At 53.5% G+C, this 19737-nt stretch carries 16 protein-coding genes; 15 read left to right on the top strand and 1 reads right to left on the bottom strand.

The window, feature by feature from the left end:
- Position 1: 1 nt before the first annotated feature.
- The 6 genes from larA to GXX57_07120 all read left to right on the top strand — a co-directional run bounded on the left by larA (position 2) and on the right by GXX57_07120 (position 7433).
- A complete protein-coding gene (gene larA / locus GXX57_07145; protein HHV44427.1) occupies positions 2 to 1273 on the top strand; it encodes a nickel-dependent lactate racemase in 1272 nt (423 codons plus the stop codon).
- Positions 1274 to 1332: 59 nt separating this feature from the next.
- Entirely contained in the window at positions 1333 to 2046 is a 714-nt protein-coding gene (locus GXX57_07140) for a DUF421 domain-containing protein (protein HHV44426.1), read from the top strand.
- Between the two features lie 283 nt (positions 2047 to 2329).
- On the top strand, positions 2330 to 3517 hold the full coding sequence (locus tag GXX57_07135; protein ID HHV44425.1) for a pyridoxal phosphate-dependent aminotransferase: 1188 nt from the start codon (positions 2330 to 2332) through the stop codon (positions 3515 to 3517).
- Positions 3518 to 3554: 37 nt separating this feature from the next.
- Positions 3555 to 5591 carry a TIM barrel protein gene (locus tag GXX57_07130; protein ID HHV44424.1) on the top strand — a complete coding sequence of 679 codons (2037 nt, stop codon included), beginning with the start codon at positions 3555 to 3557 and terminating at the stop codon, positions 5589 to 5591.
- Between the two features lie 17 nt (positions 5592 to 5608).
- On the top strand, positions 5609 to 6379 hold the full coding sequence (locus GXX57_07125; GenBank protein ID HHV44423.1) for a DeoR/GlpR transcriptional regulator: 771 nt from the start codon (positions 5609 to 5611) through the stop codon (positions 6377 to 6379).
- 73 nt (positions 6380 to 6452) lie between these two features.
- A complete protein-coding gene (locus tag GXX57_07120; GenBank protein ID HHV44422.1) occupies positions 6453 to 7433 on the top strand; it encodes a D-glycerate dehydrogenase in 981 nt (326 codons plus the stop codon).
- Positions 7434 to 7590: 157 nt separating this feature from the next.
- Here the strand turns inward: GXX57_07120 and GXX57_07115 are convergent, their stop codons facing one another.
- Complete coding sequence (locus GXX57_07115; GenBank protein HHV44421.1) at positions 7591 to 8991, bottom strand: hypothetical protein; 1401 nt, start codon at positions 8989 to 8991, stop codon at positions 7591 to 7593.
- Between the two features lie 170 nt (positions 8992 to 9161).
- Here GXX57_07115 and GXX57_07110 point away from each other — a divergent pair, with 170 nt between their 5' ends.
- From GXX57_07110 to GXX57_07070, 9 genes are all read left to right on the top strand, one after another.
- On the top strand, positions 9162 to 10763 hold the full coding sequence (locus GXX57_07110) for a spore germination protein (protein HHV44420.1): 1602 nt from the start codon (positions 9162 to 9164) through the stop codon (positions 10761 to 10763).
- A gap of 1 nt (position 10764) precedes the next feature.
- On the top strand, positions 10765 to 11865 hold the full coding sequence (locus GXX57_07105; GenBank protein ID HHV44419.1) for an endospore germination permease: 1101 nt from the start codon (positions 10765 to 10767) through the stop codon (positions 11863 to 11865).
- Positions 11862 to 13070, top strand: a complete 1209-nt coding sequence (locus GXX57_07100) for a Ger(x)C family spore germination protein (protein HHV44418.1) — start codon at positions 11862 to 11864, stop codon at positions 13068 to 13070. Before GXX57_07105 ends, GXX57_07100 begins: the two co-directional genes overlap by 4 nt.
- 13 nt (positions 13071 to 13083) lie before the next feature.
- Positions 13084 to 13311, top strand: coding sequence for a hypothetical protein (locus GXX57_07095; protein ID HHV44417.1), 228 nt, complete (start codon positions 13084 to 13086; stop codon positions 13309 to 13311).
- 87 nt (positions 13312 to 13398) lie between these two features.
- Positions 13399 to 14040 (top strand): YigZ family protein, encoded by a 642-nt coding sequence (locus tag GXX57_07090; protein HHV44416.1) that lies wholly within the window; start codon positions 13399 to 13401, stop codon positions 14038 to 14040.
- A gap of 30 nt (positions 14041 to 14070) precedes the next feature.
- Complete coding sequence (locus GXX57_07085; GenBank protein HHV44415.1) at positions 14071 to 16326, top strand: DEAD/DEAH box helicase; 2256 nt, start codon at positions 14071 to 14073, stop codon at positions 16324 to 16326.
- A 78-nt stretch (positions 16327 to 16404) separates the two neighbouring features.
- Positions 16405 to 17691, top strand: coding sequence for an insulinase family protein (locus tag GXX57_07080; GenBank protein ID HHV44414.1), 1287 nt, complete (start codon positions 16405 to 16407; stop codon positions 17689 to 17691).
- A gap of 88 nt (positions 17692 to 17779) precedes the next feature.
- A complete protein-coding gene (locus GXX57_07075; protein HHV44413.1) occupies positions 17780 to 19003 on the top strand; it encodes an insulinase family protein in 1224 nt (407 codons plus the stop codon).
- Positions 18978 to 19592 carry a 5-formyltetrahydrofolate cyclo-ligase gene (locus GXX57_07070; protein ID HHV44412.1) on the top strand — a complete coding sequence of 205 codons (615 nt, stop codon included), beginning with the start codon at positions 18978 to 18980 and terminating at the stop codon, positions 19590 to 19592. The genes GXX57_07075 and GXX57_07070 overlap by 26 nt, the downstream gene beginning before the upstream one ends.
- The last annotated feature ends 145 nt before the right edge of the window (positions 19593 to 19737 follow it).

Below are 19737 nucleotides of genomic sequence, written 5' to 3'. Positions count from 1 at the left end.
CATGAGAGTTGAACTAGCCTATGGACGAACTGGGTTGGTTGTGGACCTGCCCGACCGGAACGTGACAGTGGTGGAGCCGAAGTTTGTCCCCGGAGAGCAGGATCAGCGTGGGGCGGTGCAACAAGCCCTGAAGAACCCCTTGGGCTGTGCGCCTCTGCGGGAATTGGTAAACAGCGATGATCAGGTGGCCATCGTTTTTTCGGATATCACCCGTCCCGTGCCAAACCACATTATCTTGCCTGCGATTTTGGAGGAACTGACACATCTGCCCAAAGAGAATATTGTACTGATTAACGCCCTGGGGATGCATCGGGCTAACACCCGGGAGGAACTGATCGGTATGTTGGGGCAGGACATTGTGGACCAGTATCGGATTGTGCAGTCTTTGGCCGACGAGCGGGAAAGCTATGCCTTGGCCGGGACACTGCCCGATGGGCATGAGGTGTACCTACGTAAGGAATATCTAGATGCGTCGGTGCGCATCCTTACGGGGTTCATTGAGCCGCACTTTTTTGCCGGTTTTAGTGGTGGGCCGAAATCGGTGGCTCCGGGAATCGCAAGCCGCGATACTGTGATGTACATACACAGTGCGGAGCTCATAGGCCATCCCAAGTCCACATGGGGTATTCTGGAGGGTAACCCGGTACAGGAGGCCATTGCGCGGATTGCGGCTTTAAACGAGGTTCACTTTGTGGTAAACGTGGCTTTGAATAAGAATAAGGAAATCACCAAGGTCTGGGCGGGGACCCTGGAGGATGTACACCGGTTGGGTACGCAGTTTGTGAAGGAGACCAGCATGTGTCCAGTGGAGGATTACTTTGATGTGGTCTTGACTAGCAACAGCGGTTACCCTCTGGATCTGAACTTATACCAGGCGGTAAAAGGGATGTCCGCGGCGGCCCGGGTGGTGAAACCCGGTGGCCATATCATCTGCGTGGCCGAGTGTTGGGACGGGATCCCAGAACATGGTAACTTCAAGAAGCTCCTCGCGGGGGCTAAGTCCTGGGAGGATATTCTAACACAAGTCTATACCCCTGGTTTTGCCCTAACGGACCAATGGCAGGCCCAAACCTTAGCGATGATCCTAAGAAGGGCCAAAGTCCACATGTACAGTGACTGTCTCACGGCAGAGCAGATTAGGCTGGCTCATCTGGAACCGGTCCAGTCAGTGGAAGAGGTTATTGAAAAGATCTTGGCGGAGAAGCCCGAGGCCACTATTTGCGTTTTACCCGAAGGTCCCCAGACGATTCCCTACGTGGTGGGGGAGGAATAAACCCCACCGCGTCAACCAATACTATATTGGCGCAGTATTGGTGGAAAGGGAACGATGTGATGGGAGAGGTTGCTAGGCTAGTACTCCGTACGATCCTTCTATACTTTACTGTGCTTACCGTGATCCGCGTCATGGGAAAGCGGGAGATTGGGGAATTGTCTCCCTTTGACCTGGTGATTGCCATCATGATCGCCGAACTGGCGGTCTTTCCCTTGGCCAGTATCGATACACCCCTCGCCCAGGGGCTTGTGCCCATGGCGGTCTTGCTGATTCTGCAAGTGGGATTGGCCTTCTTGTGCCTGAAAAGCCCCCAGGTAAGAAAGCTTTTGTCCGGCGTGCCCTCTATCATGATTCGAAACGGTCGGATTGTGGAAAGCGAACTGAGACGTCAACGGTACGCGGTTGACGAACTACTCCTGCAATTGCGGGAGAAGGGCTACACTAATCCCCAGGATGTGGAATTTGCCATCCTGGAGGCCTCCGGTAACCTCAGTGTGGTCCCCAAGGCCAGCAAGCGGCCAGTGACACCGGAAGACTTGGGGCTTTCGGTGGAGTATGATGGCCTGTCCTATCCCCTGATCATCGACGGGCAGGTGATCGACGAGAACTTGGCAGAAATCAAACTAGACAGAAGTTGGTTGATGGAACAACTGGCTGGCCGCGGTATCAATAGTCCGAAGGACGTCTTCTTTGCCCTTATCGATACCAGAGGAGAACTCTTCGTTCAACCCTACGACGACGCTCCCCTAGAGGATCGGCCACCTACCATTTAGCCTTCCTTGGTTGCAGCTCACTTCTCACTTGATCGTCTCGAGGCTTCTGGGACTATGGAGTTCCTTTTGTACCTTAACCCCACCAATCCAGATCGCTACGAAAACATAAAACCACATAATCGGGCAAGTATCCAACAACAAGACTGATTAGAGGTTCCCTTCTTGGAGTCATGCTGTTTAAAGGGATAAACATAAATAAACACAAAACAACAAAACGGGGCAGGAATTTGTCAGCGAATGTGGAATATAGGTGCCGTAAGCGGAACAGTATGGAGGGACCATTATGCGCAAAGCAAGCCGGCTACAATTGCTAGGGACCGAAACCGCTTTCGAAGTCCTAGCAGAAGTAAAACGACTGGAAGCTCAAGGTAGGGATATTATCAGTTTTGCCATCGGAGAGCCAGACTTTGCCACACCCCAGAATATTAAGGACGCCGGGTGTCAGGCCATCCAGGAGGACCACACCCACTACAGTCCTTCCGCAGGTTTGATGGAACTACGGGAAGCTATCGCAGAGTATGTCTCGGCGACGCGGAAGATTTCCGTAAGCCCTGAGGAAGTGGTGGTCACTCCCGGGGCGAAGCCGATCATTTTCCACGGGATTCTGGCCTGTGTGGATCCGGGGGATGAGGTCATCTATCCTAATCCCGGTTTTCCCATCTACGAATCGGTGATCCGGTTTGTGGGCGGGGTACCGGTACCACTGCCACTGCGGGAGGAGCGGGATTTTCGTTTTGATATCGCCGAGTTGCAGTCCTTGGTTACGCCAAGAACCAAGATGATCATCATCAATTCCCCGCACAATCCCACCGGCGGGATCCTGGGACCGAAGGAACTGGAGGCGGTGGCGGAACTGGCCCTGACCCATGATTTGTGGGTGCTCAGCGACGAGATCTACTCCCGCTTGGTCTTTGAGGGGGAATTCCTCAGCATTACGGCCATACCGGAGATGAAGGAACGCACGATTATCCTTGACGGTTTTTCCAAGACCTATGCCATGACGGGTTGGCGGTTGGGCTATGGTGTCATGAACCGTAGCCTAGCGCAGGATGTGGCCCGTTTGGTGACTAACTGTGAATCTTGTACTGCCACCTTCACGCAGGTTGCCGGCATCGAGGCCCTCCGGGGACCCCAAGACGGAGCCGAGGCGATGCGCGAGGAGTTTTTGCGGCGTCGGAACCTCATCGTCAAACTGCTGAATGAGATTGACGGCATCAGCTGTCGGATGCCCCAAGGAGCTTTCTACGTGTTTCCCAATGTGACGGAAGCATGTCGGAAGTTAGGCTTGAAGGATGCCAGGGAGTTTCAACGCAAGGCCCTTTACGAGGCCAACGTGGCTGTGTTGTCAAGAACTTCCTTTGGAAGTAAGGGCGGTTGGGAAACCCAAGAGTATGTGCGGCTTTCCTATGCCACCAGTATGGAGCAGATCAAAGCAGGTATTGAGCGTTTGCGTAAATTCGTAGAGGGATAGATAGAAGGGAGGAAGGGATGTTTTAACATCCACAAAGATGGTATTAGAGAAGAACAAAGTCAGTCTGGTACACTTCATGGCTTATCCCGGTCCAGGCGCAACCAAGTCGGTGCAAAGGGGCGAAGCCCGGGAACGTTACCTATTGGATACCCTCGCAGAGGTCGCCAAAGATCCCTATTTCGGAGCCATTGAGATTACGCGGATCAAGAACCGTGAGACGCGGCGTAAGGCGGTAGAGTTACTCAAAGAGCATAATATGGAGATTATCTTCTCCGCTCAGCCGATTCAGCTTTACAACGAGGATCATCTCATCGCCGAGACCGACATCAGTTCCATTGATGAGGTCCAGCGCAAGCAGGCGGTGGAGCGTATTCTCATGTTCATCGACGAAGCCTATGAGATGGAGGCAACCAAATTCGGTCTGATCAGTGGTCAGGACCCGGGTACAGAGTCGGGGCTTAGAATGCGGCAGCGGGCCATCGAGGCATTGATCCGGTCCCTTGACGAGATCTGTACTTACGCGAAAAAGCGGGCCGAGGAGTTGGGCAGGGAGCCTTTGGTTATCGCCCTGGAGACCTTCGATCGACTGCCGGATCGGAACTGCAAGAATCAGCTCATTGGTCCCTCGGACGATGCGTTGGTGGTGGCCGAGCGGGTCCGGGATGTCTATGGCCATGACAATTTCGGCCTGCTGTATGATCTGAGCCACATGCCCATGCTGAAAAACGTGTCCTTTGAGGCGGAGACCCCCAATGTGTTGAAGAGTTTGGCGAAGTACCTGGTCCATGTGCACATTGGCACCTGTGTCTTGGATCCCGCAGATCCCCTGTACGGTGATACCCACCCCGGTTTCGACTATCCCGGCAGTGCCGTCACCGAAGACATGCTGGCGGAGTTTGTGAAGGCGCTCCACGAGATCGACTACACCGGTGGTGTGGGCTTTGAGTTTCAGCCGGTGGGTAGCCAAATTAGCCAGTCCCTGGTGGACGTGGCTAAGTCCTGGTACGACAAGGCCCGCAACCGGATCGACGTGAATTACGCCCTGGGTTCCTACTACTTCCAGACCAGGCGCTACTTCACCGAAGACGTCTTTGAAGCCGTCACCCGCGCCCGGATGACCCGTTCGGGTATCATTGACGAGGCGGCCCAGGCCAGGGAACGGCGCTCACAGATCCTCCAAAACGGCAAACTGGTCATTTTGGCCGCGGACCATCCGGCACGGAATGTGACCAGTGTTGGTGATGATCCGACACGGATGGGGGATCGGCTGGATTACCTGGGTCGGATCGTGCGGGTTATGGGGACTTCTCATATCGACGGGATTATGGCGACCACGGATATCATTGAGGATCTGTTGATCATCGATTACCTGCGGAAAGAAAAAGGATTGCCTGGATTCCTAGACAACAAGGTGCTTATCGGTTCCATGAACCGATCCGGCCTGGCCGGGGTCAAGTATGAGATGGAGGATCGGATGACCTCCTTTACCCCGGAGCGGATGAAGGAACTGAATATGGAAGGGGCCAAGGTCCTGTTCCGTCTTGAGACCGGCCAGTATTCCCGTTATTCTATTCAGACCATGGACTACTGCGCCAAGGCGATCACCCAGTGTCGGGCCTATGGTTTACCCGTGTTCCTGGAGCCCTTGCCAGTGGAACCCACTGATACAGGGTACCGGGTGATCAACGATCCCGATGCCATGATCAAGATGATTGGTATCGCCTCGGCCATGGGAGACTCCTCCCGGGATCTATGGCTGAAGATCCCCTATGTACCGGAGTTCTACCGGGTAGCCCAGGCCACCACTCTGCCGATCTTACTGTTAGGTGGACCTTCCAGTGGTGATCCGACCCAGATGTTGCAGGACTTCGAACGGGGTATTGGGGAAGGGAATAATGTGGTTGGCGCAATGGTGGGCCGCAACGTGCTATATCCCGGCAAGGATGATCCCCGGGCCGTGGCCAATGCGGTTTACCGGATCTGTCATGAGGAAATGCGGACCGAGGAAGCCGTGGCCCTAATCCGGCAGGAGCGGGGCCAGAATATGGATGAGTTACTGCCGTTGTTGGCATAAACCAAGGGGGCAACGGGATGCTGGCCAGTGAACGCAGGAAACAGATCAGTAGGATTATCCTGGAGACTAGGGCTGTAACGGTGCTGGATTTGGCCCAAAGGTTTCAAGTGGCAACGGAAACCATCCGACGGGATCTCAAGAAGCTGGAAGCCGAGGGCGTACTGAAACGTACCCACGGGGGGGCAATCATTGAGGAGTCCACCAATGTATTACCTTTCGCCCAAAGGAATCAACAGAATATCGAGGAAAAGAGACAGATTGCCGCCCGAGCAGCCCAGTTAGTCAAGGATGGTCAAACCCTGATCTTAGACAATGGTACCACTACCATGGAGCTGGCCCGTGCCCTCGTTAACAAGAAGGACATTACCGTTGTCACCAATTCTCTTGTTATTGCCAGAGAACTTGCTTATGCCCCCGGGGTCACCGTAGAAGTCGTGGGGGGAGTTCTGCGCAAGGCGGAGCTCTCCCTCGTGGGCCCCACGGCAAAGCAATTTATTGAGCGTATCCGGGTGGACTGGACCTTCCTTGCGGCTGCCGGGGTAACCGTGGATCACGGTCCCGCGGTCTCCAACAATCTTGAGGCGGAGATCAAGACCTTGATGGCGGAAGCTGCCGCCCAGACAGTGCTTCTCGTCGATTCCAGCAAACTGGGTAAACCGGCTATGGTATCTTATCTGCCCTTAGAGAAGCTGGACATGATCATCACCGATAGCAAGGCTAACCGAGAGGTACTCACTGCTTTTCAAGAGAAAGGAGTAAAGGTGCTACAAGGAAATCCAGTTTCCTGAAGGGTGGCCTGCGGGCCCTTGGGGGACCCTTCAGGCCCGGGTGCGCTCTATTTTATCCAGGGAGGTAACAGGCATGCAAAAACCAAAGGTTTTGGTAACGCGCAGGATCCCTCAACCGGGGCTGGATATGCTCTATGAACATTGCGAAGTGGAGCTCAATGAAGAAGAGCGGGTCCTCACCAAAGAGGAGATCGTAGAGAGAATTAAGGATAAAGACGGAATGTTGTGTCTGCTCACCGACGAGATCGACGATGAGATCCTGGGCGCAGCCCCCAATCTGCGGGGTGTAGCCAATTACGCGGTGGGCTTTAACAACATCGATGTGGCCGCTGCGACAAAACGCAAGATTCCTGTTACCAATACCCCCGGTGTCTTGACCGAGACCACCGCGGATTTTGCCTGGGCCCTGTTGATGGCTGCTGCTCGGCGGGTGGTAGAGTCGGATCGCTTCACCCGGGAAGGGAAGTATACCGGTTGGGGCCCCAGCCTGTTTTTGGGCGTGGATGTCTATGGCAAGACCCTGGGACTGGTGGGGCTAGGCCGCATCGGCAAAGCCGTGGCCAAAAGGGCTTACGGCTTCGATATGAAGGTCCTCTATTACGACCTTCACCGTTTGTCGCCGGAAGAGGAAAAGGCTCTCAACCTTACCTACGTATCCCTACCAGAGCTGCTTCAGACTAGTGATTTCGTTTCCCTCCATGTGCCCCTGACACCGGATACCCGGCATCTGATCGGTAAACAGGAACTGGCCATGATGAAGAAGACCGCCGTCTTAGTGAATACGGCCCGGGGACCCGTGGTGGACGAGGCGGCCCTGGTGGAAGCCCTGCGGAATGGTGAGATTTTTGCTGCGGGTCTCGATGTCTATGAGGATGAACCGGAGTTGGCTCCGGGTCTGGCAGAACTGGACAACGTGGTGGTGGCTCCCCACATTGCCAGTGCCAGTGTGGAGACCCGCACCAAAATGGCCACCATGGCCGCAGAAAACCTAATCGCCATGCTCCAGGGGAAACGCCCACCTAATATAGTAAATCCCGAAGTGTATGATGTCTAAAAGAGGCCTTCAATAGTGGTCCGCAGCAGGTTCCATGCTTCCAGAGGCAGCCCCATCTTGTTCTAGTGTTTGGTGGCGTGGAACCAAAAAGGCAGGTGAGGATCTCCCTCACCTGCCTTCACATTTCCCAAGGGCCTGTTGCTTTCTTCCCAGATGCTTAAGTTCCCAAAATGAATCCGGTACTGGAGATCAGATCTCCCAGTCCTACGGTTAGTACTGGACGCTCCACCACCTTGGTGGGCAGATAAGCTAAATCGAAACCTTCGTAAGTGGTTGTGCCTTCCTTGGCAAGACTTTCACCGCACAGTTCGGCAAGTTCGGCCAACCGGTCCAGTCCCTCCTGGGAGAGGGGGACTTCCAGACCAGTAAAAATGTCCTGGGGTCCGCTGATGCGTCCCATTTTGGTGCGGGCTGCGGCTAAGGTGGCGGCCAGGACCAGACCCTGGCGGGTTCTGCTCGGTGTCACAAACCCTGGCTTGGTAAGGCATAGATAGTACCCCAGGTCGTGTAGTTGGATACGATTGATGTTCAGTTTCTTCATCAGGTGGACTGTACCGGCTAAGACCTCTCCAATCCGGTTGTGTTCTTGGATCCGAGAGGCCAGATCTGCTGCGTCCAGATCCTTCAACAGGGCCACCAATTCCACTTCATTTAGTCCCAGGCTGTCCACCAAGGGGATGATCTCCGTTAAAATACCCTTTCGGATTTTACTGCTGGCGATGGAGGCAAACTCGTAGTGGAGTTTCAGATGGGGGTGGGCTTGGCGCAATTCTCTGAGGAAGTCTGCCACCGGCCGTAGACAATCCAGGTAAGTACTGCCGTCAGGATAGGTTTCCGAAAGGATGTGGAATCCCGAGACGATGAAATGGGAAAACTGGTCACCGGTGGCCAACAAGCCCTGTTTGAAGGTCTCGGTGATCTGTAGCTTGTTGTTTACCGGATTCCAGGCAGCAATGTAGCGATTGGCCCGGGGTGTGGTGATGGTTCCTTGGGCAGTGGTGATCTCCACTCCCTGGGGATACTCCAGGATCCAATGCAAGGCCTTGATCCCTTCGCCTTCCCAGGCCTGATGGGGATGGTGCAGTTGGAAGGAGCCGTCCGCATCCTGCTTTAGCACCAGTAGGTTTTCATCGTCATTGAACAGTTGGGCCTGTTCTTTGGTCAAGGGATTGGCGTAGACGAGGATCTTCTGGAAATTCAAGGGAGAGAGGGCATTGGCCATGTTTCCCGATGTGCCGCCCATTCTCAGTTCATCGTAGCCGAAGGCCTCCATCAACCACCGGAAAGTGTTCTCGTTGCGGATCATCAGCTGCAACGCCTTGCCAGGGATAAGACCATGGAGCATGCCGGTCATGAGATCTGCTGGATCATTGATTTCAATCGGCAGTTGTTCCTTTGGCGCATGTTCTTTTAATGCTGTTTCCACCTTCTCGGGCTCAATGCGCTTCAGTCCGTCGATGGTGGAGTGAAAACCCAATACCACACCGGGGATCTTCCCGATGCGATCCACTGCTTCCTCAATGGTCGAGGTATAAATGTTGTTCCAGTGTTGTTCCATGACACTCTCCCCTCCGAAAAAGAGAAGGAGTCCAACCTTTCGCCCTTTCTATACTTCGACAGTAATACCAGATTACCTGCCTGTTACTAAGCCTTGGCCAAAGAATGAATACCGTCCTGTTCTGCCATAATAACAGCAGGATGTAGCCAGCAGGATGTGGGTGGTAGGTTTTGGGTAAGCTAAAGAAGATGCTCAGTGGGTTCTTTAGAAAGAAGGAAAAGGGTACCGAAGGAGAGGCCGACGAAAGGGGCTGGGATCGCCCCTTGGAGCGAAGCTTAAAAGCCAATGAAAGCACCATTAGGAACGCCTTTGGAAATAGTGGAGATTTGGTCATTCGGTACTTACGTCTTGGTGTTGTCCCCCAACAGGAGGTTCTGATTAGCTACATCGACGGTTTGGTAGACACAAGTCTCGTCAGCAAGGCCGTGGTGGCAGGGATCCTGAATTCTGCCCAGAAACCCGGTTCCTATAGTTCCACCGTGGAGTTATTGGAGCAAAACATGCTCTTGTCCGGCCAGGTCAACCGCAGCTCCCAGGTGATGGAGGTATTAGACGCCCTTAGTGTGGGTCACTGTGTGGTTCTGGTGGAAGGGTATAACACGGCTCTCCTGTGTGATGTGCGGGGGGCGGAGCATCGGTCCTTGGAGGAACCTACCACCGAAGTGGTGGTGCGGGGTTCAAAGGAAGGGTTTACCGAGACCCTGCGGGTCAATACATCGATCTTAAGGCGCAGGATTGGTTCTCCCCGCCTTTGGTTCGAGGAGATGGTGGTGGGCCGGATCTCCAAGACCCGGGTGACAATTGCCTATATCAAAGGCCTGGCCAGCGAAAAACTGGTGGAAGAGGTGCGGCGGCGTATCGAAGGAGTTGAAGTGGACAGTATCAATGAAAGTGGCCAATTGGAAGAATATATTGAAGATGCGCCCCTATCCCCATTTCCTACGATCATGAGGACGGAACGGCCGGACCGGGTTACCGGTGCTCTCAAGGAAGGGCGTATTGCGGTGCTTACCGATGGCACGCCCTTTGTCCTCGTTTTGCCGGCCACCTTTACCATGTTCCTCACCGCCACCGAAGATTATTACGAGCGCTTCATGGTGGGATCGACCTTGCGTTTCTTGCGCTTTGTCACCTTCTTCATCTCTTTGATTTTCCCCTCGGTTTACGTGGCCATCACCACCTTTCATCAGGAGATGCTGCCCACTCCCTTGGTGCTGGCCATCGCGGCCCAAAGGGAGGGGGTGCCCTTTCCCGCGGTGGCGGAGGCTTTGTTGATGGAGGTGGCCTTCGAGATCCTCCGGGAGGCCGGTGTCCGTTTACCCATGGTGATTGGACCGGCCATTAGTATCGTAGGTGTGTTAATCTTGGGCCAAGCCGCGGTGGAAGCAAGCCTTGTTTCCTCCGCGATGATCATTGTGGTGGCGGTGACCGCGATCGCCTCCTTTGCCACGCCTGTGTACAGTCTAGGAATTAGTGTACGGCTTCTCCGTTTTCCCTTGATCATTCTGGCCAGTACCTTGGGCCTTTTTGGTGTCTTTGCCGGACTTTTCATGTTACTCATTCACCTGTGTGCCCTCAGATCCTTCGGGGTACCCTATCTGGAACCCCTGGCCCCGGTGGTGACTTCAGACCTCAAAGATGCCCTCATCCGTTCCCCCTGGTGGAAGCTGGATACCCGGCCAGAACTGATTTGGGTCCAAGAACCTCGGACCCAGGAAGGTTCGCAGAAGCCAAGACCGCCGAAACGTAGAAGGGTCTGGAGGAGGAAATAATATGCAGTTGGAACGGGGACGCATCTCAGGACGACAACTGATGACCATAATTGTTTTAGGCCGGATCGTGGCCATCACCGTTAGCTTTCCCTTGATCACCGGGCTTAAGCCAGTGCAGGATGGGTGGCTGGCTGCTTTGATCAGTGTGGTGCTGGCCACAGGCTTTGGTCTTTGGGTGGTAAAGCTGGGCAACTGTTTCCGGGACAAGACTATTGTGGAGTATGCTATCGAATGCTTGGGACCCTTATTTGGAAGAATTGTGGGCCTGGTCCTCCTCAGTTATGTGATGTGGGACATTGTGATGGCGGCCCGGTTCTTGGGGGACTCTTTGACGGTGGCCATTATGCCTGAAACACCGATGGTGGTGTTTATCATTGTGACCATGGCGTTAGCGGCCAATGCGGCCCGGTGTGGACTGGAGGTCTTTGGGCGCATGGCGGAAAACAGTTTCTTTGTAATTGTTGTATTCTTAGTCCTAATCTGGGTTCTGCCCTATTCACAAATGGATTTCCAAAGGCTTAAGCCGGTCCTCTCCCAAGGTCCTAAATGGCTGCTCAAACCCAGCATCAGTGCTTTTTCCTTCTTTACGGAAGTAATCGTGGTGGGTCAAGTGTTGCCCTATTTGAACCGGCGGGAGGAGGCCCTTAAGTATACCCTACTGGGTATCTGGATCAGCGGAGTGATCCTTGTAACCTTTGCGATCATCATTGCCGCCGTTTTCGGAGCTACTGCCAATAGCTTAACCATGCCACCGTACAGTCTCACCCGCTTGATCAGCATCGGGGACTTCATCGAACGGGTGGAGGCCATGTCCATGGGGGTGTGGTTGCTCAGTAGCGGTATCAATCTGGCGGCTTTGTTATGGGCTTTTGCTATTGGTCTTGCCCAGCTTTGCAACCTGGAAAGCTATCGCTTCTTGATCTATCCGACCGCGGCCTTAGCGGTCCCCTTGAGTTTGGGAGTCTTTCAGAGCATTGTGGAACTGGAACGATTCGTAGAATTTGACTTGTGGGGTTATTACTCCATTGCGATGGTGCTAGCCATCATGGTGCCCTTAACATTAGGTCGGATGATCCACGTACTAAGGAGGAAACTTAGATGATCAGAAAGGTACGCAGCAGCAGAGGCCTCATACTCCTTGTCCTCTTGTTCTTCCTCACCGGCTGTTGGAACCGGCGGGAGATTGAAACTTTGGGCTTTGTGCTGGCGGTAGGTCTGGACAAGGCCCCGGAGGAGGGGAAGATCATGGTGACCGTCCATATTGCCAAGCCCTTTGCCATCGCGGGCCCCTCTGTGGTAGATGAGCGTCCCTTCTGGATCATATCCAGCAGCGGTTACACCGTATTTGAAGCCGTTCGCAACCTGCTGGCCCTATCACCGCGTCAACCCTTCTGGGCCCACACCCGTTCCCTCGTAGTGGGTGAGGAGTTGGCACGGGAAGGTATCGGGTCCATTCTGGACTTTTTCTTCCGGGACGGGGAAACCAGGGCTGACGTCCATGTGGTGATAGCCAAGGGAAATAAGGCTTCGGAGCTTTTGGAGGCGGAGTGGGAACAGACCCGAATGCCTTCGGAAGGGGCTTTGGGGATTATGCGGAACTCCTGGGCCCGGTTGGGAACTACGGTGGACACGGAATTGTTGGACTTCATTGAAATGTTGGAGACGCCCGGTGTTGAGCCGGTGGCAGTGCGGGAGGACTTGCTGGATCTGCCACCAGAGGGGGAAAACTTGGTGGGGGAATTGCGAAGGGAGGCCATCTCTAAAAGTGCCCGCATCTCCGGTGCCGCAGTCTTCAACGGGGATCGTTTAGTGGGCTGGTTGGGGCCCAAACAGACCCGGGGGCTCAATTGGATCCGTGGTAAAGTGCGGGGGACCGTCCTTGTTTTTGAACAACCAAACCTGCCTGGACAGCAGATGACTGTCGAAGTGTTACGGGCCAGCAGCAAGATTAAACCCATGGTGACCGATGGTCGTCCCCATGTGATCGTGGAGATCTTCGCGGAGGGGAATCTAGGTGAATTACAGGGTTATACGGACCCCATTTCCCAGACTGAACTGTGGGCCAGCTTTGAGCGACGGTTTGCAGAGGTGATCCGGAACGAGGCGGAATCGGCCATTGATGCGGCCAAAGAGCTAAAGGCTGACATTTTCGGATTTGGGACTGCGTTTTATCGGAATATGTGTTGCCAATGGGAGCGGATGGAGGATAACTGGCCCGAGATCTTCTCAGAGCTTGATGTGTACATTGACGTTCGGGCGGATCTGCGACGTTCCGGTCAGGTTGCACGTCGGTTCCTGGGGATATGAAGGGGAGTCTATGGTGGAAGTTGTCATGGTGATCCTTGCCTTTTTGGGCATTGGCGTATACGAGGGCAGACGTCTAGTGAAGATGCGCCTTTGGCGGGAAATACTGGTGATGAGTGCGTTATTGCTGGCTGGTTTGAGTATCACCCTGTTCCGGATTATCTTCCATCGGTTCCCCCATGTCATTCCTCTTTTCTTGGAGATCTCCCGGTGGTTAACGGAAAGACTGGGCCTCGGTTCTTGACCGGTGGGATTTTGCAACCGCGGCAGGAAATCCAGGGATTGGTGCATAAGATTAACACCAGTGCAAATCTTGGAGAAGGTAGGAACTGTGGTGAAACGTACTGTTCGAAAGGCTGGCTATCGCGAGGTCATCATCAAGAAATCTCGTTTCATTGCCCATGTTTTGCCCGTGACCACCGAGGAAGACGCCCTAGCTTTTATTGAGAAGATCCGTAAGGAGCATGCCACCGCCACTCACAATGTCTACGCCTATATCGTTACTGAGCCCCAACGGACACAACGCTTCAGCGATGATGGAGAACCCTCTGGCACCGCCGGCCGGCCGATTATGGAACTAATCACCGAATTGGAGCTAGTGGATCTGGTGGTGGTGGTTACCCGGTATTTTGGTGGCATCTTGCTGGGGGCCGGTGGCCTTGTGCGGGCCTACCGCCAGTCGGCCTTGGAGGGAATCAAGGAAGCGGGCATGGATTTGCAGGTTCCCTGTAGTATCTTCAGGAATGTGGTGAATTACGGCCATTGGGGCAAGGTTCAGAATCTGTTGGCGGAGTATCCAGTGAAGGTGCTGGACACCACTTACGGTGCAGCGGTGGAGCTGCGTTTGGCCGTTTCCGCCGAGTCAGCAGCCGCTGTAACCAAGAAGTTATTGGATGTGACCAATGGCGAAATCCAGCTGGAAGAGGAAGATATGACTTACTTGTTCATGGAAGAGTTAAGACCCCGGGAATGAGCGGAGGTTTATGGGAGGAGAGTTGAACCTTTGGATAGTGTGGACAAGGTGTATCGGGGGTTGGTTCTAGACCCCTTTCAACGGGAAGCCATTGCGGTTATTCTCAAGGGACACTCACTATTGGTGGCTGCCCCCACCGGGGTGGGAAAGACCCTTGTGGCCGATTACTTGATCGAAACCATGTATCGGCGGAATCGGCGGGTGATTTACACTGCGCCGATCAAGGCCTTAAGCAACCAGAAGTACAAACAGTTCAAGCAGCTGATGGGTGAGGACAGCGTAGGTATTCTCACGGGGGACATCGTGATCAATCCCGATGCGCCCATCTTGGTGATGACCACGGAAATTTTTCGCAATCTGCTCCATCTATCTCCGGAACGGGTGGCCGATGTGGCCTACGTGATTTTCGACGAGATCCACTACATCGATGATCCGGAGCGGGGTTCTGTCTGGGAAGAAAGCCTGATCTTTATGCCTAAGACCATGCGATTTCTGGGCCTTTCGGCCACTATCCCCAACGTGGAGGATCTGGCCCAGTGGATCAGTGGTGTGCAACAGCAGCCCGTTGCGGTGATCCGGCATGAGGAGCGGACTGTACCCTTACAACACTTCCTTTTTGAGCCGGAACGGGGCATTGTTACCGAGAAGCAATTACGGAAGCTGGTCAAGAAATACAAGGGGCCCATGCGTATCGAACGGATGAGCCACCTAAAATTGCTGGATTATCTAGATGAGGAATATCTGCCCTGTCTGTTTTTCACCTTCAGTCGGAAACAATGCCAGGACAATGCCCGGGCCCTATATCGGGTTAGAGACTACCTGAACTCCCAGGAGAAGCAACAGGTGGCTGAGTTGATACGTGCCCACATGGAGAAGTACGGGAAGACCGAATCGGCCCGGTTGCCTGAATTGCAGGAGTTTCTCTTGAGCGGTATCGCCTACCACCATGCGGGGATGCTGCCCATGATGAAAGAACTGGTGGAAGACCTATTTGAGAAGAGACTGATCAAGGTACTTTATTGTACCGAGACCTTCGCGGTGGGTTTGAACTTCCCTTGCAAGACCGTTTGTTTCAACTCCCTTAGCAAATGGGACGGAGTGGAGTTTCGTAGTCTAAAGAACCGGGAGTATTTCCAAATGGCGGGCCGGGCCGGCCGCCGGGGGATCGATACCCACGGCTACGTCTTTTCCATCGTGGAGTTGGCCGATGTGGCCGAAGGACGGTTGCCCTCGAGAAAAGAAGATGAGATCGAGCCTTTGATGAGTCAGTTCAGTCTGTCTTATAATACGGTGTTGAACCTAGTGGCCCACTACGACCGGCCGGAGATAGAGAGTATCCTCCACAAGAACTTCGCCAGTTGGCAGCGGCAAAAAAACCATGACGACCTGACGTCGGCAAAACAAGAGTTGCTTGCAGAACTGGCTCAACTGGATCCGCAGTGTGAACACCTAGACAGCAACGATTGCCCCTTGAAAAGGGAGGTTCTGGCTAAGGAACTGAAGAAACTTCGTCGCAAAGTGGATGAAGCGGTAAAATCGGTGAACTATCGCAGTCAAAGAAAAAAGCTGTTGCCGGAATTGAGGGCCTTAGAGCGGAAGCTTGCCATGGAGGCGGCCCGGTGCAGCAAGGGGCAGATCCAGCAGTGCCGTCAGGAACAACGCCGCCGAAAGCAGATCCAAAACGAACTGCGGCGCATCACCCGGCAGCTTTCCCGCTTGGCGCCAAAAAACGCCTACCTTGCTGAGTTTGAGTCCAAGCACAACCTGCTCTCCTCCCTGGATTACATCCGAGATGGGGTCCTCACCGCCCGGGGAGAGTTTGCGGCTAAGATTCATGGACAGGAGCTTTTGGTCACCGAGATCTATTTCGAGGGTATCTTCCACGAGTTGGATGTACATCAACTGAACGCTTTAGCGGTGGCCATCGGCTACGAACCACGGCGTGGAGAACTTGTGATGCGGCAGAGGCTAGTGGATTTGAGCCGGGTATTCAAGATCTACAAGCGGTTAGAGCGGATCGAACAGAATCTGGTGGGGGCTTCCAGTGTACTGTTCAATGAACACATGGTGGCTTTGGCCTATCACTGGAGTCGTGGGGAGGACTTTGCTCAACTGGTGGCCTACAGCAATCTTGATGAGGGGGACATTGTCTACAATCTACGCAGAGGGATCGATCTCTTGCGTCAGGTACGCGGGGCGGTGGGGAATGATGACCCGGTGTTAGCCGCGAAGATTCGTTTGGCCATCGAGCGAATGGATCGGGACGAAGTCTCCATCGTCCTCTAGATCTAATTAAGAAAAAGCCCTACGGGGAAGACTACGAAGGATAAAAGGCAGAGCTAAGCGAGTAGGAGGTTGTTTGCCATGGATGGGGGCTTCCATCAGTATCGGCTAAGTAGCGGCCCGGGACTTTATGTCTATCCCACCAACAAATTCAAGACCACGTTGGTACGCCTGGTCATCCATACCAATTTGGAGGAAGAGACTACTAAGACGGCCCTGGTTCCCTTTGTGCTCCGAAGGGGTACCCGGGTGCATCCAGATAATCTAACCCTGGCCCGGTTCTGCGAAGAACTCTACGGGGCGCAACTTTACGCGGACGTATTTAAGATCGGAGAACGTCAGTTGGTGCAGTTCACCCTTAGCGTACTTAACGATCGATATATTAGCGCTGAGGTGGATCTTCTATCCCAGGGACTGGAGCTTCTGCGGGAAGTGGTCTATGATCCCTTGGTGATAAACGATGGTTTTAATCCTAGTTATGTGGAGACGGAGAGTCGTAATCTCCGGGAAAAGATCCGGGGTTTGATTAACGATAAACGGCAGTATGCTATGTTTCGTTGTATCCAAGAGATGTGTCAGGGAGAACCCTTTGCTCTGCATAAATATGGGGATGAGTCGGAATTACGCAGCCTGGATCCGAGAGCCCTTTACGGTTTTTTCCAGGAATTGACTAGCCAATACCCGGTGGACATTTTTGTGGCCGGAGCCGTAGATCCTGAGATTGTCTTGGCAAGAACCGAGCAGATCTTCGGTTCCGTGCAAACGGGCCAAGGGCACTTAAAGGCCACTGTGCTTAAGGAACAAGCGGGGCCAGTCAAGGAAGTGGTGGAGGAGAAGGAGGTTAATCAGAGCCTGTTGGTGATGGGTTACCGGTTAACCAATGGTGTGACCTATCAGCATCAGCAGTTTCCGGCACTACTCTTCTGGAATGGGATCTTGGGACAGTTTCCTCACTCCAAACTATTCTTGAACGTAAGAGAGCGGGAAAGCCTTGCCTATTTTGCCTTTTCCCAAGTAGATGTGACCAAAGGCATCGCTCTGACCATGGCGGGGATCGATGGGGCGAAGTATGAAAAAACTAGGGAGATCATGACCAAGCAGGTGGAGGATATCAAAGCTGGGCTTATCTCAGAACGGGAGCTGGAAGATACGCGCCGGGGCCTGCTGAACCAGCTACGTGCCCAGGAGGATAGTCTCGGAGCCCTCATTTCTAACCAGCTACTGGGGGTTGTGAACGGTAGGATCAGGACCCTGGAGGAGCAGCGGGAGCAGGTCCTGCAGGTTTCTTTGGATGATGTGGTCGAGTTCGCCCAGGGTGTTGAGCTAAGTACGGTCTATTTGTTGAAAAATGGCCAAGCAGGAGCGTGACAAAATGGTATTACAGGAATATACCAGTTCTCTGCTGCAGGAAAAGATATATTACCAAAAGGCGCCGGGGGGCCTGAGGGTTTACCTGATGCCCAAGGCCTACAGCAAGTACTACGCGGTCTATGCTACCCAATATGGTTCCATCGATAGCACTTTTCTTGTGCCCGGGGAGCAGGAACCTGTGGAGGTTCCCGATGGGATTGCTCACTTTCTGGAACACAAGATGTTCGAAAAGGAATGGGGCAGCGTATTCGATCAATTCGCCCAGTTAGGCGGTTCCGCTAACGCCTTTACCAGCTACGATCTGACCGCGTACCTGTTCAGTTGTACCGAGAGGTTCTCCGAGAACTTGGCTCTCCTGTTGAATTTCGTGCAAACTCCATACTTCACCGACGAAACGGTGGAGAAGGAGAAGGGGATTATAGAACAGGAGTTGCGAATGTATCTGGACGATCCTAACCGGAGGATCTATCAGAATTTGTTGGAGGCTTTGTATCACGAGAATCCCGTCCGCAAAGATATCGGCGGCACGGTGGAAAGCGTCCGGACGATCACCAAGGAACTATTGTATCGTTGTTACAATACCTTCTACCATCCCAGCAATATGATCCTTTTTGCGGTGGGCAACTTTGATCCCAATGAGGTGTTTGAGCAGATTTTCCGTGATTTGGAGGCTCGGTATCTCCAGGAGCAGCCGCCGATCCAGCGATTCTATCCCCAGGAACCGACCGGTGTCCGGGAAAGGAAGGTCACTAATGAGATGGATGTTTCCCGTCCACGTTATCTGATGGGGTACAAAGATCCGGTGACGGGACTGCGGGGTCGAGCACTCATGGAACGGGAGATCAGTGGCACCCTGCTTTTGAGTATTGCTCTAGGCAGTAGCTCGACGTTGTACAATCAGTTGTATGATGCAGGGTTAATCGATGATAGTTTCACTGCCTCCTATGTGGTATCGCCCAATTATGGTCATGTAATCCTGGGGGGGAACACTCCTGACCCGGAACGACTCCACGAAGCCCTTGTGAAGGGTCTCAAAGAGCTTTCTCAAAAAGGGATTGACCGAGGGGACTTTGAGCGGAATAAACGACGGACCATTGGTCATTTTGTAAGCTCCTTTAACTCCATCGAGTCGGTGGCCCATAATTTCATCTACTCCCAGTTCAACGACATCTGGCTCTTTGACTACCTTCCGGCGATGGAGAATGCAACCTTGGAGCAGGTGGAAAGAATCCTAGGTGATTTCATGGACGATAGCCAAATGGCGGTATCGGTGGTGTATCCCTATGGAAGTAAGGGAAGAGAAGAATAGACTGCGTCAAGCAGCCTTGGAATTTAGAAATCAGTTGAGCCCGGACAAGATCCAGCAGTTGAGTACAGAGATTTGGCGGAGACTGGTGCAGTTTCCGCCATATCAATCGGCAAAGACCGTGATGTTTTACGTAGCCTTGCCGGGAGAAGTGGACACCAAACCGATGATCCAGGAAAGTCTACAATTGGGTAAACGAATCATCGTTCCGGTAACTGACAAAAGGACCAAGACCCTGTTGCCCTGTGAGATCTTCGGTCTCCATGAACTAGTGTCATCAACTTTCAACGTCTTGGAGCCCCCGGAACACCTGCGTCGCGTGGTTCCTGCTGAAGACATTGATCTAATTATCGTTCCCGGTCTGTCCTTTGATCTTCGGGGAGGCAGGGTTGGTTTCGGAGCCGGGTATTATGACCGCTTTCTTGCTCAGCCCCAACTACGGGCGACCACCGTGGCCCTGAGTTTTCATGGTCAGCTTGTCGAACGCGTCCCGCAAGGTGAACATGACGTGACGGTAGACTATATTGTTACAGAGCGAGGTTCTTTTCAGTGTGCATCCCGTAGTTCATATCCAGAAGACGACGGGCGATAAGCGATAGCTGTTCTGACGTCCAAAGGCAAAGACTATCCAGGGATTCTTCCTACCAGAGGGTTTCTAAAGTGCTGAAGAAGCTCCCACAAGTAGGTCTTGCCTTCGATTGTCGGTTGGTTTAACAATGCTAGTAGCGCATAGCAAT

The sequence above is a fragment of the Bacillota bacterium genome, assembly GCA_012839765.1.
In the GTDB taxonomy this organism is placed as follows: domain Bacteria; phylum Bacillota; class Limnochordia; order DUMW01; family DUMW01; genus DUMW01.
Note: the sequence above shows the minus strand (reverse complement) of the source record. Positions and strands in the feature narration are given on the sequence as shown.